The sequence below is a fragment of the Streptomyces sp. NPDC037288 genome (assembly GCF_055603265.1).
The window spans coordinates 25,498-51,241 of sequence record NZ_JBVJVY010000014.1 but is presented as its reverse complement, the minus strand read 5'-3'; the positions used below and the strand labels follow the sequence as shown (position 1 = coordinate 51,241).

General features: G+C 71.7%; 25 protein-coding genes. 6 read left to right on the top strand and 19 right to left on the bottom strand.

The genetic code is table 11. From position 1 onward, the window contains the following. Positions 1-35: 35 nt before the first annotated feature. From ACZ7GZ_RS18310 to ACZ7GZ_RS18265, 10 genes are all read right to left on the bottom strand, one after another. Entirely contained in the window at positions 36-1,265 is a 1,230-nt protein-coding gene (locus ACZ7GZ_RS18310) for a PP2C family protein-serine/threonine phosphatase (protein WP_471025163.1), read from the bottom strand. 70 nt (positions 1,266-1,335) lie between these two features. Further along, complete coding sequence (locus ACZ7GZ_RS18305) at positions 1,336-3,792, bottom strand: SpoIIE family protein phosphatase (protein ID WP_471025162.1); 2,457 nt, start codon at positions 3,790-3,792, stop codon at positions 1,336-1,338. Between the two features lie 115 nt (positions 3,793-3,907). Next, positions 3,908-5,128, bottom strand: a complete 1,221-nt coding sequence (gene rocD, locus ACZ7GZ_RS18300; RefSeq protein WP_471025160.1) for an ornithine--oxo-acid transaminase — start codon at positions 5,126-5,128, stop codon at positions 3,908-3,910. Further along, positions 5,128-5,937 (bottom strand): dimethylargininase, encoded by an 810-nt coding sequence (gene ddaH / locus ACZ7GZ_RS18295; protein ID WP_471025159.1) that lies wholly within the window; start codon positions 5,935-5,937, stop codon positions 5,128-5,130. Before ddaH ends, rocD begins: the two co-directional genes overlap by 1 nt. A gap of 152 nt (positions 5,938-6,089) precedes the next feature. Beyond that, positions 6,090-6,575, bottom strand: a complete 486-nt coding sequence (locus tag ACZ7GZ_RS18290) for an Lrp/AsnC family transcriptional regulator (RefSeq protein ID WP_363220966.1) — start codon at positions 6,573-6,575, stop codon at positions 6,090-6,092. 37 nt (positions 6,576-6,612) lie between these two features. Further along, positions 6,613-6,780 carry a hypothetical protein gene (locus ACZ7GZ_RS18285; RefSeq protein ID WP_471025157.1) on the bottom strand — a complete coding sequence of 56 codons (168 nt, stop codon included), beginning with the start codon at positions 6,778-6,780 and terminating at the stop codon, positions 6,613-6,615. A 70-nt stretch (positions 6,781-6,850) separates the two neighbouring features. Next, positions 6,851-7,801: a cytochrome c oxidase assembly protein gene (locus ACZ7GZ_RS18280; protein WP_471025156.1), complete on the bottom strand. Its 951-nt coding sequence runs from the start codon at positions 7,799-7,801 to the stop codon at positions 6,851-6,853. A 102-nt stretch (positions 7,802-7,903) separates the two neighbouring features. Next, the gene (locus tag ACZ7GZ_RS18275) at positions 7,904-8,929 is read right to left on the bottom strand and encodes a 6-phosphofructokinase (protein ID WP_471025154.1); all 1,026 of its coding nucleotides are present in this window, start codon (positions 8,927-8,929) and stop codon (positions 7,904-7,906) included. A gap of 226 nt (positions 8,930-9,155) precedes the next feature. Continuing rightward, entirely contained in the window at positions 9,156-9,884 is a 729-nt protein-coding gene (locus ACZ7GZ_RS18270) for a type 1 glutamine amidotransferase (RefSeq protein WP_471025153.1), read from the bottom strand. Between the two features lie 21 nt (positions 9,885-9,905). After that, positions 9,906-11,144, bottom strand: coding sequence for a DUF1727 domain-containing protein (locus ACZ7GZ_RS18265; RefSeq protein WP_471025151.1), 1,239 nt, complete (start codon positions 11,142-11,144; stop codon positions 9,906-9,908). Positions 11,145-11,296: 152 nt separating this feature from the next. On the opposite strand from ACZ7GZ_RS18265, the gene def reads away from it, so the two are divergent. After that, complete coding sequence (gene def, locus ACZ7GZ_RS18260; RefSeq protein WP_471025150.1) at positions 11,297-11,836, top strand: peptide deformylase; 540 nt, start codon at positions 11,297-11,299, stop codon at positions 11,834-11,836. A 70-nt stretch (positions 11,837-11,906) separates the two neighbouring features. Here def and ACZ7GZ_RS18255 read toward each other — a convergent pair whose 3' ends face one another. Then, positions 11,907-12,551: a TetR/AcrR family transcriptional regulator gene (locus ACZ7GZ_RS18255; protein ID WP_471025149.1), complete on the bottom strand. Its 645-nt coding sequence runs from the start codon at positions 12,549-12,551 to the stop codon at positions 11,907-11,909. Positions 12,552-12,718: 167 nt separating this feature from the next. Between ACZ7GZ_RS18255 and ACZ7GZ_RS18250 the strand changes: the two genes are divergently transcribed. Beyond that, positions 12,719-13,948 (top strand): acyl-CoA dehydrogenase family protein, encoded by a 1,230-nt coding sequence (locus tag ACZ7GZ_RS18250; protein WP_471025148.1) that lies wholly within the window; start codon positions 12,719-12,721, stop codon positions 13,946-13,948. Between the two features lie 6 nt (positions 13,949-13,954). On the opposite strand, the gene ACZ7GZ_RS18245 is transcribed toward ACZ7GZ_RS18250, so the two are convergent. The 8 genes from ACZ7GZ_RS18245 to ACZ7GZ_RS18210 all read right to left on the bottom strand — a co-directional run bounded on the left by ACZ7GZ_RS18245 (position 13,955) and on the right by ACZ7GZ_RS18210 (position 21,760). Continuing rightward, on the bottom strand, positions 13,955-14,476 hold the full coding sequence (locus ACZ7GZ_RS18245; protein WP_471025147.1) for a cupin domain-containing protein: 522 nt from the start codon (positions 14,474-14,476) through the stop codon (positions 13,955-13,957). A 7-nt stretch (positions 14,477-14,483) separates the two neighbouring features. Further along, positions 14,484-15,713 (bottom strand): cytochrome P450, encoded by a 1,230-nt coding sequence (locus tag ACZ7GZ_RS18240; protein ID WP_471025146.1) that lies wholly within the window; start codon positions 15,711-15,713, stop codon positions 14,484-14,486. Then, entirely contained in the window at positions 15,710-16,774 is a 1,065-nt protein-coding gene (locus tag ACZ7GZ_RS18235; protein WP_471025144.1) for a type III polyketide synthase, read from the bottom strand. Before ACZ7GZ_RS18235 ends, ACZ7GZ_RS18240 begins: the two co-directional genes overlap by 4 nt. Positions 16,775-17,005: 231 nt before the next feature. Beyond that, complete coding sequence (locus ACZ7GZ_RS18230; protein WP_351243279.1) at positions 17,006-17,239, bottom strand: DUF6213 family protein; 234 nt, start codon at positions 17,237-17,239, stop codon at positions 17,006-17,008. Positions 17,240-17,264: 25 nt separating this feature from the next. Beyond that, a complete protein-coding gene (locus tag ACZ7GZ_RS18225) occupies positions 17,265-18,650 on the bottom strand; it encodes an NADP-dependent succinic semialdehyde dehydrogenase (RefSeq protein ID WP_471025143.1) in 1,386 nt (461 codons plus the stop codon). Positions 18,651-18,726: 76 nt separating this feature from the next. After that, positions 18,727-19,200, bottom strand: a complete 474-nt coding sequence (locus tag ACZ7GZ_RS18220) for an NUDIX hydrolase (RefSeq protein WP_471025142.1) — start codon at positions 19,198-19,200, stop codon at positions 18,727-18,729. Next, positions 19,197-20,735 carry an ATP-dependent DNA ligase gene (locus ACZ7GZ_RS18215; RefSeq protein WP_471025140.1) on the bottom strand — a complete coding sequence of 513 codons (1,539 nt, stop codon included), beginning with the start codon at positions 20,733-20,735 and terminating at the stop codon, positions 19,197-19,199. The genes ACZ7GZ_RS18220 and ACZ7GZ_RS18215 overlap by 4 nt, the downstream gene beginning before the upstream one ends. A gap of 62 nt (positions 20,736-20,797) precedes the next feature. Next, a complete protein-coding gene (locus tag ACZ7GZ_RS18210) occupies positions 20,798-21,760 on the bottom strand; it encodes an NAD(P)/FAD-dependent oxidoreductase (protein WP_471025138.1) in 963 nt (320 codons plus the stop codon). Between the two features lie 77 nt (positions 21,761-21,837). Here ACZ7GZ_RS18210 and ACZ7GZ_RS18205 point away from each other — a divergent pair, with 77 nt between their 5' ends. From ACZ7GZ_RS18205 to ACZ7GZ_RS18190, 4 genes are all read left to right on the top strand, one after another. Next, positions 21,838-22,413: a helix-turn-helix domain-containing protein gene (locus ACZ7GZ_RS18205; RefSeq protein WP_471025136.1), complete on the top strand. Its 576-nt coding sequence runs from the start codon at positions 21,838-21,840 to the stop codon at positions 22,411-22,413. A gap of 107 nt (positions 22,414-22,520) precedes the next feature. Then, positions 22,521-23,486, top strand: a complete 966-nt coding sequence (locus tag ACZ7GZ_RS18200) for an NADPH:quinone oxidoreductase family protein (RefSeq protein ID WP_471025134.1) — start codon at positions 22,521-22,523, stop codon at positions 23,484-23,486. Continuing rightward, positions 23,483-24,664 carry an acyl-CoA dehydrogenase family protein gene (locus ACZ7GZ_RS18195; RefSeq protein ID WP_471025133.1) on the top strand — a complete coding sequence of 394 codons (1,182 nt, stop codon included), beginning with the start codon at positions 23,483-23,485 and terminating at the stop codon, positions 24,662-24,664. The genes ACZ7GZ_RS18200 and ACZ7GZ_RS18195 overlap by 4 nt, the downstream gene beginning before the upstream one ends. Then, the gene (locus tag ACZ7GZ_RS18190; RefSeq protein WP_471025132.1) at positions 24,661-25,734 is read left to right on the top strand and encodes an acyl-CoA dehydrogenase family protein; all 1,074 of its coding nucleotides are present in this window, start codon (positions 24,661-24,663) and stop codon (positions 25,732-25,734) included. The genes ACZ7GZ_RS18195 and ACZ7GZ_RS18190 overlap by 4 nt, the downstream gene beginning before the upstream one ends. The last annotated feature ends 10 nt before the right edge of the window (positions 25,735-25,744 follow it).

The window sequence follows — 25,744 nt, the reverse complement described above, 5'->3', positions numbered from 1 at the left end:
GGCGGGGGCCTGTGCCCCCGCCCCACCACGTGCGGTCACAGCCGCACGATGACCAGCGCCGTGTCGTCGGTGGCGCCCCCGGGAGGCAGTAGCTCCAGGAGGACGGCGTCCGCGAGACCCTCGGGGTCCTTCTCGCGGTGGCGGGCGAGGGAGCCGGCGAGGCGGGCCAGACCGGTGTCGATGTCCTCGCCGCGGCGCTCGACCAGACCGTCGGTGTAGAGGACGAGGGTCGCGCCCTCGGCGTAGGACGTGCGGGCCTCGGGCCGGGGGATCGGGTCGGGGCGGGCGTCGAGCGGCGGGTCGGTGGCCTGGTCGAGGAAGTCCACACGGCCGTCGCGGTGGACGAGGACGGGCGGCGGGTGCCCCGCGCTGCTGTAGCTGATCGTGTGCTGGTCGAGGTCGATGAACGTCGTGACGGCCGTGGCCGATTCGGCGCCGTCGACGACGTGCGCGTACCGCCCCAGGACGTTCAGGGCCTCGGCCGGTCCCGCGGCCACCCGGGAGGCGGCACTGAGCGCGCTGCGCAGCTGGCCCATGACCCCGGCCGCCTCGAGACCGTGGCCGACCACGTCGCCCACGGCCACGCCGATGCGGTGGCCGCCCACCAGGTCGACGAGGTCGTACCAGTCCCCGCACACGTTCAGCGCGCCGACCGCGGGCCGGTAGCGCACCGCGGCGTTGTGGTGGCCGACCTGCCGGCGGGCGGGGAGCATCGCCTCCTGCAGGGCGAGGGCGACCTCGCGCTCGCGGGCGTGGGCCTGGCGCAGCCGTTCGTTCAGCTCCTGCAGCTCACGGGCGCGGGTGTACAGCTCGGCCTCCAGAACCCGGGCCGGGCTGCCGGTGGGCCCGCCGCGCGCCCGGATCAGCTCGGTGACCTCCTCGACCCGGTGGACCAGCAGCAGCACCCTCCCGTCCGGTCCGGACACCGGCGCGTTGACCGGGCTCCAGTAGCGCTCCTCCCACTCCCCGGGCCGCTCGGGGTCCTCCATGTCGTACCGCTGCAGGGCCATGGCGTCGCGCTCGCCGGTGATCGCGACCCGTTGCAGCGAGGCCGCCAGGTTACGCATGCCCGACGCGCCGGATTCATTCGGATTGTCCGGGAAGACGTCGAAGAGATGGCGCCCCACGACCTGCTCGCGGGCGCGCCCGGCCACCCGCAGGAACTCCTTGTTGGCGTCCGCGAAGACCAGGTCGGGTGTCAGGAGCGCCACCGCGCCCGGCAGTGCCTGGAACACCCTCGCGTAGTCGATGGCCGCATCGTTCATGGCTACCGCCCATCCGCCGGAACGTCCCCCGGTTTCCTACGTCATACGCCGCCTGTGTGCGCCGTGCACGTCAGTCCGGCGGATCCGTCAGGGACTGTTCGGCCCAGATGACCTTCCCCCCGGGCACGAAGCGGGTTCCCCACCTCTGGGTGAACTGGGAGACCAGCAGCAGTCCGCGCCCACCCTCGTCCGTGGTGCGCGGATGGCGCAGATGGGGTGCGGTGGCGCCGCTGTCGGAGACCTCGCAGATCAGGGCCCGGTCCCTGATCAACCGGAGCCGGACGGGCCCCTCCGCGTGCCGGATGGCGTTGGTGACCAGCTCGCTCACGACCAGTTCGGTGGTGAACGCCAGTTCCTCCAGACCCCACTCGGCCAGCTGCCGGTCGGCCTCCTTGCGGGCGTCGGCGACCACGGCCGGGTCGGCGGGCAGGTCCCAGTCGGCGACCCGGTCGGCGCCCAGCAGTCTGGTGCGGGCCATCAGCAGGGCCACATCGTCGTACGGCCGGTCCGGGACCAGGGCGTCGACCACGGCCCGGCAGCGCAGATCGAGCGAGGAGGCGGGCCGTTCCAGGGCGCGGCGCAGCCGGTCGCGGTCCGCGCCGCCGGTCCCGTCGTCGCCCCCGCGGGCCAGCAGCCCGTCGGTGTGCAGGACCAGCGTGCTGCCCTCGGCCAGGGTCAGCTCGACCGCCTCGAAGGGCGGACCGTCCACCCCGAGCGGCGATCCCTGCGGGAGGCCGACGAAGCCGACGGTGCCGTCGGGCAGGACGACGGCGGGCGCGGGATGGCCCGCGGAGGCCATCGTGCACTGCCCGTCGACGGGGTCGTAGACGACGTACACGCACCCGGGGCCCGCCGCCGGGAGGCCGGCACCCTCCAGGGGTGGCGCGCCCTCCTCACGGGCCGTGCGCGCCACCAGGTCGTCGAGGTGCGCGAGGACCTCCTCGGGCGGCAGGTCGAGCGCCGCGAGGGTGCGTACGGCGGTACGCAGCCCGCCCATGGCCGCGGCGGCGTCGATCCCGTGGCCCGGCACCTCGCCCACGACCAGGGCCACGCGCGCCCCGGACAGCGGGATGAGGTCGTACCAGTCGCCGCCCAGGCCGGTCAGCTCGTCGGCCGGCCGGTAGCAGGCGGCCACCTCCACCGCGTCCTGCTCGGGCAGCAGGTGCGGCAGCAGGCTGCGCTGCAGGACCAGGGCCGCCTCCCGCTCGCGGGTGTAGCGGCGGGCGTTGTCCACGCACACCGCCGCCCGGGACACCAGGTCCTCGGCGAGACTCAGGTCGTCCTCGTCGAACGGCTCCTGACGACGGCGCCGGAAGAAGGAGGTGACGCCCATCGTGACGCCCCGCGCGCGGATCGGCACGATCATCACGCTGTGCAGGCCCAGCTCCAGGAACGTCGCCTCCCGGCCGGCCAGGAGGTCCGTGGCCCACTCCCTGGCCAGCGGGTCGAGCCGTTCCTCGCGCCAGGACCGGCCCGTGGCCAGACAGCGGACCGGGGGCGATCCGGCGAGGTAGGTGGCCACCTCGCCGATCCCTGCGACGGCCTCCGGGACCCCGGGGTTGACCGACTGGTGCCCGGCCCGCCGCAGCGGCACCTGATCCGTGTCGCTGAGCGGCACCGGCTCGGGCTCCGCGCCCCGCAGCACGGACTCCAGCAGGTCCACGCTGACGAAGTCGGCGAAGTCCTGCACGGCCACGTCGGCCAGTTCCTGCGCGGTCCGCACGATGTCCAGGCTGCGGCCGATCTGCTCACCGGCCCGGTCGAGCAGGGCGAGGCGCTGCCGGGCGCGGTACCGCTCGGTGATGTCGACGACCGTGTAGTACACGCCTATCGGGTGGCCCCGGTCGTCGTCGAGGCGGGTGAACGACATCATGTGCGCCGTCTCCCGGTACGGCGCGGACCGCACCTGGCCCACATGCTCGTACCCGACCATCGGCCGGCCGGTCTCCAGCACACGCCGCATCTGCGCCTCGATACCCGCGGAGTCGATGCCCGGCTGGATCTCCGCCAGCCGGCGCCCCATCCGCTCCCGCGCCGAGCCGCCGCCGTACCGTTCCAGGGCCGGGTTCGACCACACGCAGCGCAGATCGGTGTCCACGATCGCGATGCCGACGGGGGAGTCGGTCACCATCTGCTCCAGCACCGCACGGCTCATGTCCCAGCCCCGCGCCCCGGACATGTCGGAGAGCAGGACCAGCCAGTGCGGGGCACCACCGGCTTCCACCGCCGGAGTGACCCGCGCCATCACCGGGACCCGCTGCCCGTCCTTGCGCCGTGCGGTCAGCAGCCCCGCCCAGCCGCCGTCCCTGCGGCACCGCTCGGCCAGCTCGGGCACCCGCGCGGCGTCCGCGGCGGACAGCAGGCCGGTCACCCCGGTGCCCACCACCTCGGCGGCCGGGTACGCCAGCAGCCGCTGGGCGTCCGGCGTCCAGCCGGTCACCACGCCCTGTGCGTCGAGCAGCAGGGGCGCGGCGTCGGCCACGTCGAACCGGTGCCGGGCGACGTCCCGCTCCTCGTGAGTGCCCACGGCCGACCTCTCTGTCGCTGAGAGTGGTCTACCACCCCATGTCTCCATCCTCACCCTTCGGCCATCGGGTGGGCACGGGGAACGGGGGGCGGCGTACGGCCGCCCCCCGCCGAGCTCAGGAACCCAGCACCTTCTCCAGTGCCGCGAGCGCGGAGCGCAGCTCCTCCGCCGTGACGGTCAGCGGGGGCGCCAGCCGGATCGTGGAGCCGTGGGTGTCCTTCACCAGGATCCCTTCCCGCATCAGCCGCTCGCTGACCTCCCGGCCGGTACCGATCGCCGGGTCGACGTCGACGCCCGCCCACAGCCCGCGCGCCCGGAAGCCGAGGACGCCCTTGCCGACCAGCTCGGTCAGCCCGTCCCGCAGGATCACGCCCAGCTCGGCGGCCCGCCGCTGGAACTCGCCGGTCTCCAGCAGCTCCACCACGGCCGTGCCGACCGCGGCGGCGAGCGGGTTGCCGCCGAAGGTCGAGCCGTGCTCGCCCGGGTGCAGCACCCCCAGCACCTCGCGCCGGGCCACCACCGCCGACACCGGGACGATCCCGCCGCCGAGCGCCTTGCCGAGCAGCACCACGTCCGGGACGACGTCCTCGTGCTCGACGGCGAGGGTACGGCCCGTGCGGCCCAGGCCCGACTGGATCTCGTCCGCGATGAACAGGCAGCCCTTGCGCCGAGTCAGCTCCCGTACCCCCGCCAGATAGCCGTCGTCCGGGATGATGACGCCGGCCTCGCCCTGGATGGGCTCGATGAGCACCGCCGCCGTCGTCTCGTCGACGGCCTCCTCCAGGGCGGCCAGGTCGTTGTACGGCACGATCCGGAAACCGGGCGTGAACGGCCCGAAGCCCGTGCGGGCCGTCTCGTCCGTGGAGAAGCTGACGATCGTGGTCGTACGGCCGTGGAAGTTGTCCGCGGCGACCACGATCGTCGCCCGGTCGGCCGGGACGCCCTTGACGTCGTAGGCCCACTTGCGGGCCACCTTGATGCCGCTCTCCACCGCCTCGGCGCCGGTGTTCATCGGCAGCACCATGTCCAGGCCGGTCAGTTCCGCGAGCCGCTCGGCGAACCCGGCGAGCCGGTCGTTGTGGAAGGCGCGGGAGGTGAGGGTCAGCTGGTCGAGCTGGCGGTGCGCGGCCTCGATCAGTGCCGGGTGCCGGTGGCCGAAGTTGAGCGCCGAGTATCCGGCGAGCATGTCGAGATAGCGGTTGCCCTCGACGTCCTCCACCCAGGCGCCCTCGGCCCGGGCCACCACCACGGGCAGCGGGTGGTAGTTGTGCGCGAGGACGGGCCCCTCCGCGCGGATCAGGTCGGCGGACGTACGGGTGCGCGCGGGTGCGGTCATCAGCGGATCTCCTGGGTGCAGCACTTGATGCCGCCGCCTGCCTTGTGGAACTCGGACAGGTCGACGGGGACGGGGACGTAACCGTGGCCGGCGAGGCGGTCGGCGAGCGCCTCGGCGCGGGGCGCGATGAAGACGTTGCGGCCGTCGGACACGGAGTTCAGGCCGAACGCCATCGCGTCCTCCCGGGTGGCGAGCACCGCCTCCGGGTACAGCCGGCGCAGCACCTCACGGCTGCCCGCCGAGAACGCCTCCGGGTAGTAGCAGATGTTGTCCTCGTCGAGGACGAACAGCGCCGTGTCCAGGTGGTAGAAGTACGGGTCCACCAGGGTCAGGCCGATCACCGGGTGGCCGAGGAACTCCTGCGCCTCCCGGTGCGCCTCGCGCGTGGTGCGGAAACCGGTGCCGGCGAGCACGTACCGGCCCGTCCACACCAGGTCGCCCTCGCCCTCGGTCACCGACTCGGGGCGGTAGACGTCGTAGCCCGCCGCCTTGAACCAGGTGTCGTAGTGCGCCGACTCCGGACGCCGCTCCGGCGCGTGGAACAGCGAGCCGAAGACCCGGCCGCCGACCACGCACGCCGCGTTGGCGGCGAAGACCATGTCGGGCAGTCCGGGGACCGGCTCGAGCGCGTCGACGGTGTGCCCGTGGGCGCGGTAGGCGCGGATCAGCGTCTGCCACTGCTCCCGGGCCAGGTCCACGTCGACGGGCCTGTCGGGATGCATCCACGGATTGATCGCGTACTGCACGGCGAAATGTCTGGGTTCACAGACGAGAAAGCGCCGAGGGCGCTGTACACGGTTTTCGGACACAGAGGGCTTCCTCCGCTTTGCTGTGTGTCACTTGGGTGTGATCCACGGTAGAAAGGGAGGCAGACGGCCGACAAGCAAAAATTCCTGCGCGAATGCGCAGCATCGCTGCGTTCTTCAGCCGTTTCGCGCACTGGTCCTGCGCATACTTCCGGTCATTCCGGCGCCGCATGAGTGGCGCCCGCTTCCGGGCTTTCCGGGAGGAGGTGGGACAGCACCATCACGCTGATCGTCTTCCGGATGAACGGTTCGACACGGATCCGCTCCAGCACCTCCTCGAAGTGCTCCACGTCCCGCGCCCGCACGTGCAGCAGCGCGTCGGCGCCCCCGGTGACCGTCATCGCCGCCGCGATCTCCGGGTGGTTGCGCACGACCTCCGCCAGCCGCCGTGGCGGGGCCGCGCCCTCGCAGTAGACCTCGACGTACGCCTCGGTGCGCCAGCCGAGCGCCGAGGGCTTCACCGTCGCCGTGAACCCGGTGATCACCCCGGTCTCGCGCAGCCGGTCGACGCGCCGCTTGACCGCCGTCGCGGACAGCCCGATGTCCGCGCCGATCTCGGCGAAGCTGGTGCGGGCGTTCGCCATCAACGCGGTGATGATCTTGCGGTCGAGGTCGTCGAACGAGGGAGTCCTGCTGTTCATGCGGGCACTGTAGGTCAGACCCGCGGGCCGGCGGACCTCACGACTGTGCGACGACCATGGCGAGCGTCAGCAGACCCAGCACCACCCAGCCGAACCACAGCCAGCCGTTGCTGCCGAGGGCGACCGTGTAGGCGGTCACGACGACGAGTCCGCCGACCGTGAGAGCCCCCATCGCCTTGGTGGAACCGTTCGTGGAACCGGGCATCGCGACACCCTCCTCATGGTCCGTCCCTGACCATGGTGCCCCCGATCCCGCCCGGAGGGGACGGCTCCGGCTAACCCTCGCGGGCGTTCAGCGAGGCCAGATAGGCGTTGTACGCCTCCAGCTCCTTGTCACCGTCCCGGTCGGCGGCCCGGTCCTTGCGCCTGGCCTGCCGCTGCTCGGAGCCGTACCACTGGAACAGCAGCGCGATCAGCACCAGCACGGACGGGATCTCGCTGAACGCCCAGGCGATACCGCCGGCCGCGTTCTGGTCGGACAGCGCGTCGATGCCGAGCGAGGCCGGCGGGTTCCTGAACGTCTCCACCATCGGCGTCGACGCCATCATCAGCGCGATGCCGAAGAAGGCGTGGAACGGCATGCCGGCGAACAGCTCCAGCATCCGCATCAGATGCCCCGGCCGGTGCGGACCGGGATCCACACCGATGATCGGCCAGAAGAAGACGACCCCGACCGCGAGGAAGTGCACCATCATCGCGACGTGCCCGGCCCTGGACCCCATCAGGAAGTCGAAGATCGGGGTGAAGTACAGCGCGTACAGGCTCGCGATGAACAGCGGGATCGTGAACGCCGGGTGGGTGATGACCCGCATGTAGCGGCTGTGCAGCAGCGCCAGCAGCAGCTCGCGCGGGCCCTTGCGGCCCCGGCCGGCGGTCGGCAGCGACCGCAGCGCCAGCGTGACCGGCGCGCCGAGCAGGATCAGGATCGGCGACAGCATGCTGATGATCATGTGCTGCACCATGTGCACGCTGAACATGACCATGCCGTAGTCGTTCAGCCTGGTGCACATCACCAGGCCGACGGTGAGCACACCGACGACGTACGCCACCGTGCGGCCGACGGGCCACGCGTCCCCGCGCCGCCGCAGCCGTACCACACCCCAGCCGTACAGACCCAGCCCGAGCAGGCAGGCCACGAGGAAGAAGGGATCCGCGGACCACTGGAGCCCCCGCCCCAGCGTGAACGGCGGCAGATCCATCATCATGCCGTGCCCGCTGTGATCCATCCGGCGGCTCCTGATTCGTGGGGGTTGTGCGAGTTGTCCGCCCCAAGAGTAGAACCGCCCCCGGTCACGGCTGTGACCGGGGGCGGGTTGTTCTCGGGTGAACTACAGGACGCACTCCGCCTCGTCGTACCGCTCCACGGGAACGGTCTTCAGGGTCTCCACGGCCTCCGCCAGCGGCACCATGACGATGTCGGTCCCGCGCAGGGCGGTCATCCGGCCGAACTCACCGCGGTGCACGGCCTCCACCGCGTGCCAGCCGAAACGGGTCGCCAGCACCCGGTCATAGGCGGTCGGCGTACCACCCCGCTGCACATGCCCGAGGATCACCGGCCGCGCCTCCTTGCCGAGCCGGTGCTCCAGCTCGACCGACAGCTGCCGGGCGATGCCGGCGAAGCGCTCGTGGCCGTAGATGTCCTTGCCGCCCTCGTCGAAGTCCATCGTGCCGGCCTTCGGCTTGGCCCCCTCGGCCGCGACCACGATCGCGAACCGCTTGCCCGCGTCGAACCGCTCCCCGACCTTCGCCGTCAACTCCTCGATGTCGAAGGGCCGTTCCGGGACGACGATGGCGTGGGCGCCGGCCGCCATGCCGGAGTGCAGGGCGATCCAGCCGGTGTGCCGGCCCATGACCTCCACGACCAGGACGCGCTGGTGGGACTCGGCGGTGGTCTTCAGCCGGTCCAGCGCCTCCGTCGCCACTCCCACGGCCGTGTCGAAGCCGAAGGTGACGTCCGTGACGGCGATGTCGTTGTCGATGGTCTTCGGCACGCCGACGATCGGCAGCCCGCTGTCGTACATCAGCCGGGCCGCCTTCAGCGTGCCCTCGCCGCCGATCGGGATGATCGCGTCCAGGCCGAGCTCCTCGACATGGCCCTTCGCCCGCTCCACGCCGTCCCGCAGGTGCGAGGGCTGGACCCGGGAGGAGCCGAGGATGGTGCCGCCGCGCGCCAGGATGCCGCCCACGGCGTCGAGGTCGAGCTTGAGGTAGTCGCAGTCCAGGAGGCCCTTCCAGCCGTCCCGGAAACCGATGACCTCGTCGCCGTGGTCGGCGACGGCACGGTGCACGACGGACCGGATGACGGCGTTCAGGCCGGGGCAGTCGCCGCCGGACGTGAGGACACCAATGCGCATAGCCCGAATACCTTCTCAACGTGGGCCGGGTAACCGGACCACGTTGTCCGGCGGATTCCCGGCCACCCTACCGGCGTGAGGGGGTGGCTCCGTAGCGGGCGTCCGCCTGCTGGACGCGCCCGCACATGTGAGCGGACGGCCTGTCAGGCGGGCCCGCCGCGAGCCTGCCGGAACCCGTTGGAATCCCGCTGGAGCGGCACTGACGCGGGGTGCTGCGCAGCTGTGCTCACGCGGGCTGCTGGGCCGCCGAGATGCGCTCGTCGCGGAGCGCCTCGTACCAGCGGTCGTCGACCGGCGGCAGGGCGTTGACGTCGAGCGCCAGCTTCAGCAGCAGGTCGGCGATCTGCGGGTTGCGGGCGAGGACCGGGCCGTGCATGTACGTACCGAAGACGGTCCCGTTGTACGCGCCCTCCGTGCCGTCCCCGGTGCCGTTGCCCCTGCCGGCCTTCACATGGGCGAAGGGCCGGGCGCTCGGGCCGACGTGGGTGACACCCTGGTGGTTCTCGAAGCCGGTCAGCTGCGGCAGCCCGAGCTGCGGGTCGATGTCGGCGAGCACGTCACCGACGCACCGCTCGCCCTCGCCGCGCACCGAGACCACGTCGAGAAGGCCGAGGCCCGGCTCGCGCTGGCCGAGGTCGTTGACGAACTCGTGGCCGAGGATCTGGTAGCCGGCACAGACGGAGAAGACGATCGCGCCGTTCTGCACCGCCTGCTGCAGATGCCCGTCACGGCGCAGCCGCTCGGCCGCGAGCCGCTGCGGGCGGTCCTCGCCGCCGCCGATCAGATAGATGTCGCCGGAGGTCGGGATCGGCTGGTCGCTGCGCACGTCGAGCCGGGCCACGTCCAGGCCGCGCTGGCGCGCCCGGCGCTCCACGACGAGGGCGTTGCCCTGGTCGCCGTAGGTGCTCAGCAGGTCCGGGTAGATCCACACCAGCCGCAGTTGGTTGTCGCTCATGAGGTGATCGCCCTTCGAAGATCAGTTGCCGACGCGGCGGCGCAGGTCCTGGAACGCGGTGTAGTTCGCGATGACCTCGATACGGCCCGGCGGGCACATCTGCACGGCCTGGTCGAGGTCCTCGCAGACCTGGAAGTGCTGGTTCGCGACCTCCAGGCGGACAGCGAGGTCCAGCTTCCGGTCACCGATGACGAAGATCGGGTGGCCGGTCAGCCGGGTGTAGTCGACGTCCCACAGCCAGGAGGTGTCGGTGCCGTCGGCTCCGCGGGCGTTCACGGACAGGATCACCGGGGCGGGCGGCGGGTCGATCAGGGAGAACGTCTCCAGCCAGCCGGCCGGGTTCTTGGCCAGCAGCAGCCGCAGATCACGGTTCTGGAACTGGACGACGTCATAGCGTCCGGCCACGGCCTGCACCTGGTACATCCGTTCCAGGGCGACCTGGGGCGGCACCCCGAAGACGGCCGCGACCGCGGCGGAGCTGGCCGCGTTCGCCTTGTTGGCGCGGCCCGGCAGCTGCAGATGGATCGGCCAGGCGGACCCGTGCGGGTCCAGCACGTGATCCCCGGACAGCGCCCAGGTCGGCGTGGGCCGCCGGAACCCGCACTCACCGCAGAACCAGTCGTCCCCCGGGCGCTGCATCACGCCACCGCAGGACGGGCAGGACCAGGCGTCGTCCTTCCACATCTGCCCGGCCGCGACCCAGACCACGTTCGGGGAGGAGGACGCGGCCCACACCACCAGCGGGTCGTCGCAGTTGGCGACGACGACGGCCTTGGAGCCGGCGAGTCCCTCGCGCCAGTTCTCGGCGAGCATCCGGGTCTCGGCGGCGCGGTCGAGCTGGTCGCGGGAGAGGTTCAGCAGGGCGATGCACTTGGGGCTGGTGTCCCTGGCCACACCGGCCAGGTACTTCTCGTCGACCTCGATGACACCGAACTTCGCGTCCGAGCCGCCCGCGAGCGCGGAGGTGATACCGGCCGGCATGTTGGCGCCGAGGGCATTCGACACGACCGGGCCCGCGGCGCGCAGCGCCTCGGCGATCAGCCGGGTCGTCGTCGTCTTGCCGTTGGTGGCGGACACCAGGACGACGTCCAGGTTCTGGGCGAGCCGTCCGAGCAGATCGGGGTCGAGTTTCAGCGCGACCCGGCCACCGATCACCGACCCGCTGCCACGCCCCGCGGCGCGTGATGCCGCAGCGACCGCCTTGCCCGCGGTCACGGCCAGCTTGGCCCGCGGCGAGAGCGGGTCCGAGTTGCCTGCCATCAGTTCTCGATCCTCCTTGCGTACGCGCCGCGCCTGGGGCCATCCGGCAACGTGGTGTGGACCTGAAGCCTATCGAGATCCATTCGCACACCCGAATCCCGGCCCACGCCAGTGCGGCGGGCATGAGCTGAAGGAACCGTACCCTTGCCGCTATGCGACACGGCACGATCCCGGGCGCCCACGGGCGAGTCCGGCCTCTTTCCCTGCTCGGAGACACTGCTCTGCACGAGCCCTGCCGGGAGGTCACCGACTTCGGCCCCGAATTGGCGGACCTCGTGGAGGACTTGTTCGCCACGATGTACGCGGCCCAGGGGGTGGGCCTGGCGGCGAATCAGGTGGGGGTGCCTTTGCGGGTGTTCGTCTACGACTGCCCGGATGATGACGATGTGCGGCATCTCGGGCATGTGGTGAACCCGCGCATGGTGGAGACGGACGGCGTGGTGATCCGGGGCCCGGAGGGCTGCCTGTCCCTGCCGGGCCTGGAAGCGGGGACCGAGCGCTACGATCATACGGTGGTCGAGGGGTACCGGGTGACCGGGGAGCCGGTCACCGTGCACGGCACCGGGTTCTTCGCCAGATGCTTGCAGCACGAGTGGGACCACCTGGAGGGCCGGGTGTACGCGGATCACCTGACGGGTTGGCGCCGGCGCAGATTGGCCAGGCAGGTCAAGCGGGCTTCCTGGCGCCGGTGACGGGACTCACCCAACGGGCGCGGGGAACTGCTCGAGCAACCCCCGCGCGCCCGCACCCGGCAAACGACCGTCAGAACCCGGGACCGCCCATCCTGTCCCCCGCGGCCGCGAGGCGCCCCCACAGCAGATCCGCGAGAGACCGTACCAACTCGGCCCGGCTGCAAGGCCGTTCCCCCAGCCACCAGTCCCCGGCCGCGTGCATCATCCCGACGATCCCATGCCCCCACACCCGCGCCAGCTGCTGACTCTCCGGCCCCAGATCCACCCGCTCCTCGATGACCTGAGCCAGTTCCTCACCCATCCGCCGAAGCAGCGGAGCTGAGTGCTTGCCGACGTCGAACCCCTGGTCGCCCCCGGCGCTGCCTTCCGCAGGGTGCATCAGGAACCGGTAGACCTGGGGCCTGGCCTCGATCGCCGCGAGGTAGGTGTCCAAGGTGGACTCGACGCGCTCGCGCCGCTCGGCGGGAGCGTCCAGCGCCGCCCGCAGTGAATCGAGCAGCGCATCCGTGTGCCGCTTGGCCAGGGCCGCGTACAGGCCCCCCTTGTCGCCGAAGTGGCGATAAAGGATCGGCTTGGTGATCCCCGCTTCCGCCGCGATCGCGTTCATCGACGCCTGCGGGCCGTCGCGCAGCACCACCCGGTCGGCGGCCTCCAGCAGCTCGCGCCGTCGGCGGTCGGCGGACCGCTGCTGATCGGTCCGCTGTGTGGTGTCCATGTGCTCTCCCCACCCGTGCTGATTCGGTGACGCCTGCGCAAACTAACACTGACTGTGCCCCTGACATCGAACGGGATGCCGGGACGTCATCGGCGGTTGACTTTTCTTACCCGTCGGTAACAGACTCGGGTTACCGCTAGTAACATCGCACCGCCGCTGGAGGGGACATGGCCGAGTTCACCATGGAGCTGAACGACGAACAGAGGGAAGTCCGGGACTGGCTCCATGGCTTCGCCGCCGACGTGATCCGCCCCGCGGCCGCCGAGTGGGACGAGCGCGAGGAGACTCCCTGGCCGGTCATCCAGGAGGCCGCGAAGGTCGGCATCTATTCCCTCGACTTCTACGCGCAGCAGTACTTCGACCCCACCGGCCTCGGCATCCCGATGGCCATGGAGGAGCTGTTCTGGGGCGATGCGGGCATCGCCCTCTCCATTGTGGGCACCGGTCTCGCCGCCGTGGGCGTTCTCGCGAACGGAACCGAGGAACAGATCGGCACCTGGATCCCGCAGATGTACGGCGACCAGAACGACGTCAAGGTCGCCGCGTTCTGCTCCTCCGAGCCCGACGCCGGCTCCGACGTCGCCTCCCTGCGCACGCGTGCCGTGTACGACGAGGCGAAGGACGAGTGGGTGATCGACGGCACGAAGACCTGGGCGACCAACGGCGGCATCGCCAACGTCCACGTCGTCGTCGCCAGCGTCGATCCGGAGCTGGGCTCCAAGGGCCACGCCTCGTTCATCGTCCCGCCGGGCACGCCGGGCCTCGCCCAGGGCCAGAAGTTCAAGAAGCACGGCATCCGCGCCTCGCACACCGCGGAGGTCGTCCTCGACCAGGTCCGCGTCCCCGGTTCCTGCCTGCTCGGCGGCAAGGAGAAGCTGGACGAGCGGCTCGCGCGGGCCCGGGAGAAGGCGAAGGCGGCCGGAGGCGAGCGGGTGAAGAACGCGGCGATGGCCACGTTCGAGGCGTCCCGCCCCGCCGTCGGCGCGATGGCGGTCGGCACCGCCCGGGCCGCGTACGAGGTCGCCCTCGACTACGCCAGGACGCGGGAGCAGTTCGGGCGGCCGATCATCGACAACCAGGGGGTTGCCTTCCAGCTCGCGGACATGCGGACGCAGATCGACGCGGCGCGGCTGCTCGTGTGGCGTGCGTCCTGGATGGCGGTCAGCGGGAAGCCGTTCACCGCGGCCGAGGGGTCGATGTCGAAGCTGTTCGCGAGTGAGACCGCGAAGAAGGTGACCGCGCAGGCGATCCAGATCCTGGGCGGGAACGGGTACACCCGTGAGTACCCGGTCGAGCGGATGCACCGGGACAGCGCGATCTACACGATCTTCGAGGGGACGAGCGAGATCCAGCGGCTCGTCATCGCGCGGACCCTGGCCGGGATGCCGATCCGGTAAGAACGGTCACCGGTGCCTGAGAGGCGTGAGCTGATCGATGTCGTACTTCGCCCTCAGCGCCTCGATGGCCTCCTGGTCGGGTGGGCCGCCGTTGCCCAGGATCTCCAGCAGTTCCTCGAAATAGCGTTCGTGATCCGGTGGCGGGCTCGCCTGGAAGAACATCTTCGCGGGGGTGTCCGTCGGGTTCGCGAACGCATGCGGGCACCCCGGCGGTACGGCGATGACCGTGCCCGGCGTCGCCCGGACCACCCGGCTGCCCGAACTGGACTCCCAGCTCTGCCAGTTGTCCGGGGTGCGGACGCGCGGCTCGAAGGCGAGCACGTCCAGCTCGCCTTCGAGGACATAGAACAGCTCCTCGCTACGTGTGTGCACATGGGCGCCCACGTCGAAGCCAGGCGGCACCTCCACCTCGAAGGTGGAGGCCATCCGCGAGTGGGTGCCGGTGACCTTGAACGTCACGCGCTGCGCCGGTGTCGCGACGACCCGGCCGTGGCCCGGCGGCACGAGCAGTCCCTCGGTGGGCGTCATCGGTGGCTCACCAGGTCACCGGCAGGGCCTCGGGACCCCGGATCAGGGCGCCCTTCTTGAACGGCACCTGCTCCGGAGGTACGGCCAGCCTCAGGCCCGGAACCCGGTCCAGCAGGGCGTTCACCAGCAGCTCCGACTCCAGCCGGGCGAGCTGCCCGCCGGGGCAGTAGTGCGGGCCGAAACCGAACGACAGGTGGGGGTTCGGGCTGCGGGAGAAGTCGATGGTGTCCGGGTCGCAGAAGACCTCCGGGTCGCGGTTGGCCGCCAGGTAGGAGACGTAGACCGGGTCGCCCGCGCGGATGCGGTGGCCCCTGATCTCGACGTCCTCCATGGCGATCCGGGACAGACCCACCGCGTTGCGGTGCGGGATGTAGCGCAGGAGCTCGTCGATGGCCTGCGGCCGGATCTCCGGCTCGCCGCGCAGCCGTCCGATCAGGTCGGGGCGGGTCAGCAGCAGGTAGAACATCTGCCCGCTGTTGTTGGTGACCGCCTCGCCGCCGATCTGGAGGAGGACGGCGAGACCGACGGCCTCCTCCAGAGCGACCTCGCCCCGGCCCACCGCGGCGCCGAGCAGTGAGGCGACGTCCTCGGCGGTACTGTCCTCGCGCTGCCCGACGAGGTCGGAGAAGTAGGCGCTCATCTCCCGCTTGGCCTTCTCGCTGACCTCCTTGCCGTGCGAGGAGGACAGGATGAGCTGGGTCCAGCCGTGCATGGTGGGCCGGTCGCCGGGCGGGACGCCCATCAGCTCGCAGATCACCGCGATCGGGAACGGGCTGAGCACCGTACTGGTGAGATCGGCGGGGGGCCCGTCCTGCAGAAGCTCGTCGACCAGCTCGTCCAGCGTGGTTCGGGCCTTCTCCCGCACCCGCTCCACGCCCTTCGCGGTGAACGCGGCGGCCACCGCGCGGCGCAGCCGGGTGTGGTCGGGCGGGTCGAGGAAGCCGACCGCGCCGCGGTCCGGGACGAAGTGCGGGGCGAGCCGCGTGACCCGCTGCTCCATGACCGCCTCGCGGCGGAAGCGCGGGTCGTTGGTGACCATGCGCACGTCGTCGTGCCGGGTCACCAGCCAGGCCCAGCCCTCGCCGTTGGGCAGCTGGATGCGGGTGACCGGTCCCTCGGCCATCAGCTCGATCAGCACCGGGTCGAAGTCCGTCCCGGTCAGGTCGAGCGCCGGCCACTGCCGGATCGGGGGCGGGGCCTCGGGCCGGGGCTCGGTGAGCGTCGCCTCCTCGGTCATCGCGGGTCACCGCCCGAGTCGACCCACCGGCCGACCGTCATCTCGGCCGTGATGCCGGGACCGAACCCGGCGAGCAGACCGCGCGCCCTGTCCTCGGCGCCGCCCTCGTCGAACATCCGGCGCAGCGCGTCCAGGACGACGGCGCTGGCTATGTTGCCGTACTCGGTGAGCGTGGCCCGGCTGAACCGGAACGCGTGCGGCTCGACCTCGAGGAACTTGCTGAGGTCGTCGAGTATGCGCGGCCCGCCCGCGTGGATGATGTAGAAGTCCAGGTCGGACGCGTCCCAGCCGTGCAGGCCGGCCAGGTCCTTCAGCGCCGGGGCGAGCGGCTCCATGGTCGTGGGCACCCGCTTGTCCAGCAGGAAGTGGAAGCCGGTGGCCCGGACGTCGTACGCGATCCAGTCCTCCGTCTTCGGGATCAGGTAGGAGCCGTTGCGCTCCAGACGGACGCCCGTACCGCCGTTTCCGCGGACCACGGCGGCGGCGATGCCGTCGCCGAACAGGCCGTTGGAGAGCAGCGAGCCGACGCCGAGGTCGGTGGGCTGGTAGCACAGCGAGCAGAATTCGCAGGCCACGATGAGCGCGTTGGCGTTCGGGTAGGCCGAGCAGAAGTCGTGCGCCCGGTTGATCGCCGCCCCGCCGGCCGCGCAGCCCAGCTGGGCTATGGGGAGCTGGCGGGTGGTGGAGTCGAAGTCCATCTCGTTGATCAGCCACGCCGTCAGCGAGGGCATCATGAAGCCCGTGCACGACACGTAGATGATCACGTCGATGTCGCTGGTGAGCAGCTCCGCGTCGTCCAGCGCCCGCTGGATCACCTCGGGGACCCGGGCCTTGGCCTCGGCCTCGTAGAGCTTGTTGCGCTCCTCGAATCCCGGGTGCTTCAGCGTCTCCTCGATGGGTTGCACGATGTGCCGGGTCTTGACGCCCGTGTTCTCGATGAGGCGCAGCGCGAGTGCCAGTTGAGGGTGGTCCGCGTGGCGGGAGCGCGCCAGCTCCAGCGTCTCCTCCATCGTGATCAGGTGCTCCGGGACCGACACCGAGGGTCTGCACAAAGTCGCCATGAACCGTCCCTGCTTTCCGCTTTCGGCGGGCCTTCGCCCACCGGCCAGAAGGTGGTTCACCTCTGTGGGTGCTGCACCCACCGTCACCCAGGAGGACGACGATCTCGCGTTGGGTTACTCCGAATCGGGGACCCCGGGGCAGGCTCGAAGGGCGAATTCCACCGCCCAACGAGGGGAAATCCGATGACGACTGTTACTGCGGGGAAGCGGTGGGGCAGCCCGCGCAGCGGCCTACGGCGCCCCGCTGCTGTGCGCGATGCACGCCACGTCGATGCGATCCGCCAGCTTGGCCAGCTCGATGGTCAGCGCGGCCACGGTGTCCTCGTCCAGCCCCGGCTCCCCGCCCTCGACAAGATGCAGCCACCGAGCTCCCACGGTCCGCAGCAACTTACTCACGTCGGCCGCAGCCACCTGCAGGGCCCCACGGTCGTCCACGATCAGAGGCAGAGTCACTTCGCCGTTCACAAAGCGGATGCTAGCCGCGCAGCGCTCACGCACCCTGCCAAACCGTGGTGATGTTGCAGAACTCGCGGATTCCGTGCCCGGACAGCTCACGCCCGAACCCGGACCGCTTGACCCCGCCGAAGGGGAACGCCGGATGCGAGGCGGTCATCCCGTTGACGTACACGGACCCGGCCTCCAGGTCGTGGGTGAACCGCTCGACCTCGCTCTCGTCCCGCGTCCACACATTGGAACTCAGCCCGAAGAACGAGTCGTTGGCGATGAGCAGTGCCTCGTCCACGTCACCGGCCCGGTACAGCGTGGCCACCGGCCCGAACGCCTCCTCCCGGTGGATGCGCATCTCCCGGGTGATCCCGGCCAGCACGGTCGGCGGGTAGTACCAGCCCGGCCCGTCCGGCCGCTCGCCGCCGCACAGCACCTCGGCGCCGCTGCGCTTCGCGTCGTCGACCAGCTCCTCCAGATCGCTGCGTCCCTGTTCGCTGGAGAGCGGCCCCACCTCGGTGTCGTCCTCCAGCGGGTCGCCGATCCTGAGCGCCTTCATGCCGGCGACGAACTTCTCCGCGAAGGTGTCGTAGACGTCGGTGTGCACGATGAACCGCTTGGCGGCGATGCAGGACTGCCCGTTGTTCTGCACGCGCGCGGTCACCGCCACCTCGGCCGCCCGGTCGAGGTCGGCGGAGGGCATGACGACGTACGGGTCGCTGCCGCCCAGCTCCAGCACCGTCTTCTTGATCATCTCGCCGGCGGTGGAGGCGACCGCCCGGCCCGCGGGCTCGCTGCCCGTCAGTGTCGCCGCCTTCACGCGTTCGTCGCGCAGGATGTCGTCCACCGCGGCCGAGCCGACCAGCAGGGTCTGGAAACAGCCCTCCGTGAAGCCCGCCCGGTGGAACAGGTCCTCCAGGTAGAGGGCCGTCTGGGGGACGTTGGAGGCGTGCTTGAGCAGGCCCACGTTGCCCGCCATCAGCGCGGGCGCGGCGAACCGGATCACCTGCCACATCGGGAAGTTCCAGGGCATCACCGCGAGGACCGGGCCCAACGGGCGGTAGCGCACCCGGACCCGGGAGGCGCCGGAGTCGCGCACGTCCGGCTCGGCGGGCTCCTCGTCCGCCAGCAGCCCTTCGGCGCGCTCGGCGTACCAGCGCATCGCCTTGGCGCACTTCGCGGCCTCCGCCCGTGCCTGCTTGATCGGCTTGCCCATCTCGGTGGTCATGACCCGGGCGATCTCCTGCTGATCCTCGTCCAGCAGGCCGGCGGCCCTGTTCATCAGCCGGGCGCGGTCGGCGAACGTGGTCGTCCGGTACGTGCGGAACGTGGCCTCGGCGAGCTGGAGCCGGCGTTCCAGCTCCTCTTCACCCATCGGCTCGTACGTCTTGAGCGTCTCGCCGTTCGCCGGGTTCACCGTCGCGATGGGCATGGCTGACCTCCCTGGGAGCGGGCTTGCTTCGACCTTCGCGCGCGGCCGGGCAAGCCGCAACGCGAAGGGCCCCTGTTCAGCCCGAGTGCTCCGCCAGCCGGTCGAGAAACGCGGTCTGCGCCGCGATGATCAGCTCACGGGCCCGGTCCAGGCCGAGCCACTCCACCCGGTCCAGCTCCGGGAACTCCCGCACGCGGCCGGACCTCGGCGGCCACTCCATGGCGAAGGTACCGGGGCTGAAGCCCGTCAGGTCGGGGTCCGCCTCGACGGCCCACGCGGTGACGACCTTGCCGTTCTTCTGCACGACCTCGCCCAGTGGTACGGCCTTCCCGTCGGGCGGCGCCAGCCCCAGTTCCTCCCGGAACTCCCGCCGGGCGGCCTCCCAGGCGGGCTCGTCGGGTTCGTACTCGCCCTTCGGCACGGTCCACGCGCCCGCGTCCTTCTTCGCCCAGAACGGTCCTCCCATATGGCCGAGCAACACCTCGAGTCCCTCACCGGTGTGCCGGAACAACAGCAGTCCCGCGCTGCGCCTCGTCGCACGCACCGTCACGGCCTGACCTCCGGGTGGGCCGCCAGCAGGGCCTCCACCGTATCGGCCTCCTCGGGGCGTTTGTCCTCGCGGTAGCGGACCACGCGGGCGAAGCGGAGGGTGACGCCGGCCGGGTAGCGGGAGGAGCGCTGGAGGCCGTCGTAGGCGATCTCCACGACGAGTTCGGGGCGGACCCGGACCACCCAGCCGGAGTCCTCGACCGCCAGCTCCTGGAGCCGCTCGGTCTGCCAGGCGAGCATCGCGTCGGTCATGCCCTTGAAGGTCTTGCCGAGCATGGCGAAGCTGCCGTCGGGGTTGCGGGCGCCCAGGTGGAGGTTGGAGAGTCTGCCCGTGCGGCGGCCGTGCCCCCACTCGGCGGCCAGCACCACCAGGTCGAGGGTGTGGACCGGCTTGACCTTCAGCCAGGAGGCTCCGCGCCGGCCCGCGCTGTAGGGCGCGTCCAGCGCCTTGACCACCACGCCCTCGTGACCGCGGGCCAGCGTCTCGGCGAGGAACCGTTCCGCCTCCGCGATGTCCTCTGGCCCCGAGGCGACCGTCCGGCGCACCCGCATCGGCTCCGGCACCAGCCGGGCCAGCTCCGCGTGCCGGTCGTTGAAGGGCAGGTCCAGCAGATCGGTGCCGTCGACCGACAGCGCGTCGAAGAAGACGGGGGAGACCGGGACCTCCTCGGCGGCCTTCGCCACGTCCGTGCGGGAGCCGACCCGGCCCGCCGTCTCCTGGAAGGACCGGGGCCGTCCGGCCGCGTCGAAGGAGATCACCTCGCCGTCCAGGATGAACCGCTCACCCCGCAACCGAAGGGCGGCGGCGGTCACTTCGGGCAGCCGGTCGGTGATGTCGTCCAGGGTGCGGGTGTGCACGCGGACCGTGTCGCCGTCCCGGTGGATCTGCACCCGGATGCCGTCCAGCTTCTCCTCGACCGCGCACGCGCCCAGCTTCTCCACCGCATCGGCGACCGAGGAGGCGCTGTGCGCCAGCATCGGCAGGACGGGCCGGCCGACCGTGAGCCGGAAGCGGTCCAGCGCCCCGGGGCCCTCGGCGAGCAGGGCCTGGGCGACCGTCTGCAGCGACCCGGCGAGCATCACCGCCCGCCGTACGGCGGCCGGGTCCGCGCCGGTCGCCTGGGCGAGGCCTTCCACCGCGACGGCGTCCAGCGCGCCCTGCCGTACCTCGCCGGTGAGCAGACCGAGCAGGAACCGCTGCTCCTCCTCGGTGGCGGCGCCCATCAGCTCGCCGACGAGCCGCGTCCGCTCCGCCTGCGAACCCGGACCGGACACCTTGCCCAGCTCGCCGAGCAGCGCGTCGACCTCCCGGACCGTGAGGGCGGGGCCGGCGGCCGGCGGCACCGGGCGGCTCAGCACCTTCCAGCCGACGCCGAGCCGGCCCTGCGGCAGCCGTCCGGCCAGGTACGGGATGACGATCGGCACGTCGTCCGCCTCCGCCTCCCGGAACAGCTCGGCGAGCAGCGCGGTCTTGCGGGACCGGGCCGCCGTCGCGGCGACTTCCCGGGACACCTGGGCGAGCCGGGTCAGCAGCATGCCCCCAGGGTGCACCAACGCTCCGCCGGGTGCGCGGTTTCCCGGCTGCGGGTGGGTGGTGGCTAGGCGCGCAGTTCCCCGCGCCCCTTCAGGGCGCCCTCGTCCAGGTCGGCCATGAGCAGTTCCCCGTTGATCGCCGCCCCGGCGCGGTGTCCCCGGCTCGCCGCGTTGATCACCTGCTCGGCGAAGCCGCTCGCGTTGCCCGCCGCCCACAGACCGGGCACGGTCGTCAGGCCCCGTTCGTCGATCACCGGGTAGGCGCCGAACGGGGTCTCGCGCAGCTCGGCGCCCAGCCGCACGAGCAGGGCGTTGCGCGGGACGGCGCGCGGAGCGGCGTACAGCACCTCGCGGTCGTGGACCGTGCCGTCGCCGAGCCGGACCCCGGTGAGCCGGTCGTCGGCGACGACGAGTTCCGCGACCTTCCCGGGCGCGACCGTGACCCCGGCGGCGGCCAGCCGGCGCAGGTCGTCATCGGTCAGCTCCGACTCGCTCACCTCGTGCGGGAAGAACCGCACGTCCTTCGACCACTGGGTCACCATCAGGGCCTGGTGCACGCTCATAGGCGAGGTCGCGAGCACGCCGGTCGGCAGGTCGCGGGCCTCCCAGCCGTGGCAGTACGGGCAGTGCAGCACGTCCCGGCCGAACCGCTCGGCAAGTCCGGGAACATCCGGCAGCTCGTCCTTCAGGCCCGTGGCGATCACCAGCTGCCGGGCCCGTACCGCCCGGCCGCCCGCCAGCCGTGCCGTGAAGCCCGTGCCGTCCTTGCCCGCGTCCACGACCCGGTCGCGGACCAGCTCCACGCCGTACCGGGCGATCTCCGCACGCCCGAGCGCCAGGAACTCGGCCGGCGACATGCCGTCGCGGGACAGATAGCCGTGCATGTGCGCGGACGGCGCGTTGCGCGGCTCGTCGGCGTCGACCACCAGCGTGCGGCGCCGGGCCCGGCCGAGGACCAGCGCGGTGGACAGCCCGGCGGCTCCGCCTCCGACGACGACCACCTCGAAGTGCTCGGTGTTCTGGGTCATGTGACCACCTCCGCCCCCGACCGTCGCCCCGCCGCTTCGGTATTGACAAACGTGTTTGCCGAATCTGCAATACCGGCATGAGTACCGACGACGTTCTCGCCGGCGTGGGCCCGCGGTTGCGGCGCATCCGCAAGGAGCGGGAGGTGACCCTGGCCGCGCTGTCCGAGGCCACCGGCATCTCCGTCAGCACCCTCTCCCGGTTGGAGTCCGGCCTGCGCAGGCCCAGCCTCGAACTGCTGCTGCCGATCGCCCAGGCCCACCAGGTGCCGCTGGACGAACTGGTCGGCGCACCGCCGGTGGGGGATCCGCGGGTGCGGTCCAAGCCGATCGTGCGGGGCGGGCGCACCCACTGGCCGCTCACCCGCCAGCCCGGCGGCCTCCAGGCCTTCAAGGTGCTGGAACCGCAGCGCGAGCAGGAGCCGGATCCGCGCACCCATGAGGGGTACGAGTGGCTGTATGTGCTGTCGGGCCGGCTGCGGCTGGTCCTCGGCGAGCACGACGTGGTGCTCTCGGCGGGGGAGGCCGCCGAGTTCGACACGCGCGTGCCGCACTGGTTCGGGTCGACGGGCGAGGGCCCGGTGGAGTTCCTCAGCCTGTTCGGGCCGCAGGGCGAGCGGATGCACGTGCGGGCGCGGCCGGCGCCCCGGACGTGACGGACGCGACGCGCACCGGTATCCGGCCAACGGTTCCCTGATCGGCAAGCGACCGCTTAGTATGCGATCGGACCCGGTCAGACGAAGCAGTCCCGTGGAGGCCCCGCATGCAGGCATGGCAAGTGCACGAGAACGGCGAGCCGAGTGAGGTGATGCGCCTGGCGGAGGTGGAGCGGCCCACGCCCGGCGACGGCCAGGTACTGCTGCGGGTACGCGCCGCCAACATCAACTTCCCGGACGCGCTGCTGTGCCGCGGCCAGTACCAGGTGCGCCCGCCGCTGCCCTTCACGCCCGGCGTGGAGATCTGCGGCGAGACCGAGGACGGCCGCCGCGTGATCGCCAACCCCGCGCTGCCGTACGGCGGTTTCGCCGAGTACGCGCTCGCCGACGCCCGCGCCCTGCTGCCCGCGCCCGACGCGCTGGACGACGCCGAGGCCGCCGCGCTGCACATCGGCTACCAGACGGGCTGGTTCGGCCTGCACCGCCGGGCCCGGCTGGAGGCGGGGGAGACCCTGCTCGTGCACGCCGCCGCGGGCGGCGTGGGCAGCGCCGCCGTCCAGCTCGGCAAGGCGGCCGGCGCCACCGTGATCGGTGTCGTGGGCGGTGCGGACAAGGCCGCCGTGGCCCGTGAGCTGGGCTGTGACGTGGTCGTCGACCGCCGCACCGAGGACGTGATCGCCGCCGTGAAGGAGGCCACCGGCGGCCGGGGCGCCGACGTGATCTACGACCCCGTCGGCGGCGAGGCCTATGCCCAGTCCGCCAAGCTCGTCGCCTTCGAGGGCCGGATCGTCGTCGTCGGCTTCGCCAGCGGCACCATCCCGAGCCCGGCCCTCAACCACGCGCTCGTGAAGAACTACTCGATCCTGGGCCTCCACTGGGGCCTGTACAACACCAAGAACCCGAAGCTGATCCTGCAGTGCCACGAGCAGCTCACCGAACTGGCCGCCCGCGGTGCGATCAAGCCGCTGGTGAGCGAGCGGGTGCCGCTGAGCGAGGCCGCCGTGGCCGTGCAGAAGGTGGCGGACGGCCGCTCCACCGGCCGGATCGCCGTGGTGATGGAGGAGGCAGCATGACCGACGCCGCAGAACTGCGCCGCCGCACAAGGGAGTTGCTGGCCGCGCACCCGCCGGCCGCAACCGCCCCCCTGGACTTCCTGCGGGCCCGCTTCGACGCCGGCCTCGCCTGGGTGCACTACCCGGAGGGTCTCGGCGGACTCGGTGTCCCGCGCTCGCTGCAGGGCGTCGTGGACGCCGAGCTGGAGGCCGCCGGCGCCCCCGACAACGACCCCCGGCGCATCGGCATCGGCCTCGGCATGGCCGCGCCGACGATCCTCAAGTACGGCACGGACGAGCAGAAGCAGCGCTTCCTGCGGCCCCTGTGGACCGGCGAGGAGGTGTGGTGCCAGCTGTTCAGCGAGCCCGGCGCCGGCTCCGACCTGGCCGCGCTCGGCACCCGGGCGGTCCGTGAGGGCGACGACTGGGTGGTCAACGGGCAGAAGGTGTGGACGTCCAGCGCCCACATCGCCCGCTGGGCCATCCTCATCGCCCGCACCGACCCGGACGCGCCCAAGCACGCCGGCATCACCTACTTCATCTGCGACATGACCGACCCGGGCGTCGAGGTCCGGCCGCTGCGCCAGATCACCGGCGAGGCCGAGTTCAACGAGGTCTTCCTCACCGACGTCCGCATCCCCGACACCCGCCGCCTCGGCGCGGTCGGTGACGGCTGGCGGGTCGCCCAGACCACGCTGATGAACGAGCGCGTCTCCATCGGCGGCATGGTCCTGCCCCGCGAGGGCGGCATGATCGGCCCGGTCGCCGAGACCTGGCGCCAACGCCCCGGACTACGCACCCACGAACTGCACCAGCGGCTGCTGAAGCTGTGGGTCGAGGCCGAGGTCTCCCGCCTCACCGCCGAACGCCTGCGCCAGCAGCTCGTCGCCGGCCAGCCCGGCTACGAGGGCTCCGGTATGAAGCTCGCCTTCGCCCGCCTCAACCAGGAGATCAGCGGCCTGGAGGTCGAACTGCGCGGCGAGGAGGGCCTGTTGTACGACGACTGGTCCATGCGCCGCCCCGAGCTGGTCGACTTCACCGGCCGTGACGCCGGCTACCGCTATCTGCGCTCCAAGGGCAACAGCATCGAGGGCGGGACCAGCGAGGTCCTGCTGAACATCGTCGCCGAACGGGTCCTCGGCCTGCCCGCCGAGCCGCGCACCGACAAGGACGTCGCATGGAAGGACCTGGCCCGATGACCGATCTGCTGTACTCGGAGGAGGAAGAGGCGCTGCGGGCCGCCGTCCGTGACCTGCTCACGGACCACTGCGCACCGGCGGACGTCATCGCCCGCGTCGAGTCGGACACCCCGCACGACCTCGCCCTGTGGAAGTCCCTCGCCGAGGGCATGGGCCTGGCCGGGCTCCTGGTACCCGAGGAGCAGGGCGGCCAGGGTGCCTCGCCCCGCGAAGTCGCCGTCGTTCTGGAGGAGTTGGGCCGCGCGGTCGCACCCGTGCCCTATCTCACCAGCGCGGTCGTGGCCACCGAGGCCCTGCTGGCCTGCGGCGACGAGGAACTGCTGGGAAAGCTGGCCTCGGGCCGCACCATCGGCGCCCTCGCGGTCGGCCTGCACACGCCCCCGGGTGCCGCGGTGAAGACCGTACGGCTGGAGGGCGGCACCCTGCACGGCGAGTTGACCGGCATCGCCGACGCGGCCGCGGCCGACGTCCTGCTCGTCCCGGCCGACGACGGCGGCCTGTACGCCGTCCCGGCCGACGCCGTGACGATCACCCCGCAGATCTCCCTGGACCTGACCCGGCCGCTGGCGACGGTACGGCTGCAGGGCGCTCCCGGCCGCCGTGCCGGCGACGCGGAACCCGCCGTACGACGGGCTCTGCGCGCCGCCGCCGGACTGCTCGCCTCCGAGCAGCTCGGCGTGGCCGACTGGGCGCTGACCGAGACGGTCCGCTATCTGAAGGAGCGCAAGCAGTTCAACCGGCCGGTCGGCGGGTTCCAGGCGCTCAAGCACCGGCTCGCCCAGCTGTGGCTGGAGGTCGTCAACCTGCGGGCCACTGCGCGGGCTTCGGCTGCCGCGCTGGCCTCCGGTGAGGACGTGGACGTGTCGGTTGCCGTCGCTCAGGCGTACGCCGCGCCCGTGGCCGTACATGCCGTGGAGGAGGCGCTGCAGCTGCACGGCGGGATCGGCATGACCTGGGAGCACCCGATCCATCTGTACCTCAAGCGGGCCAAGGCCGACTCGATCGCCTACGGCACGGCGGGGGCCCACCGGGAGGCGCTGGCCGAGTTGGTGGATCTTCAGGGGCCCTAAGCGTCCCACA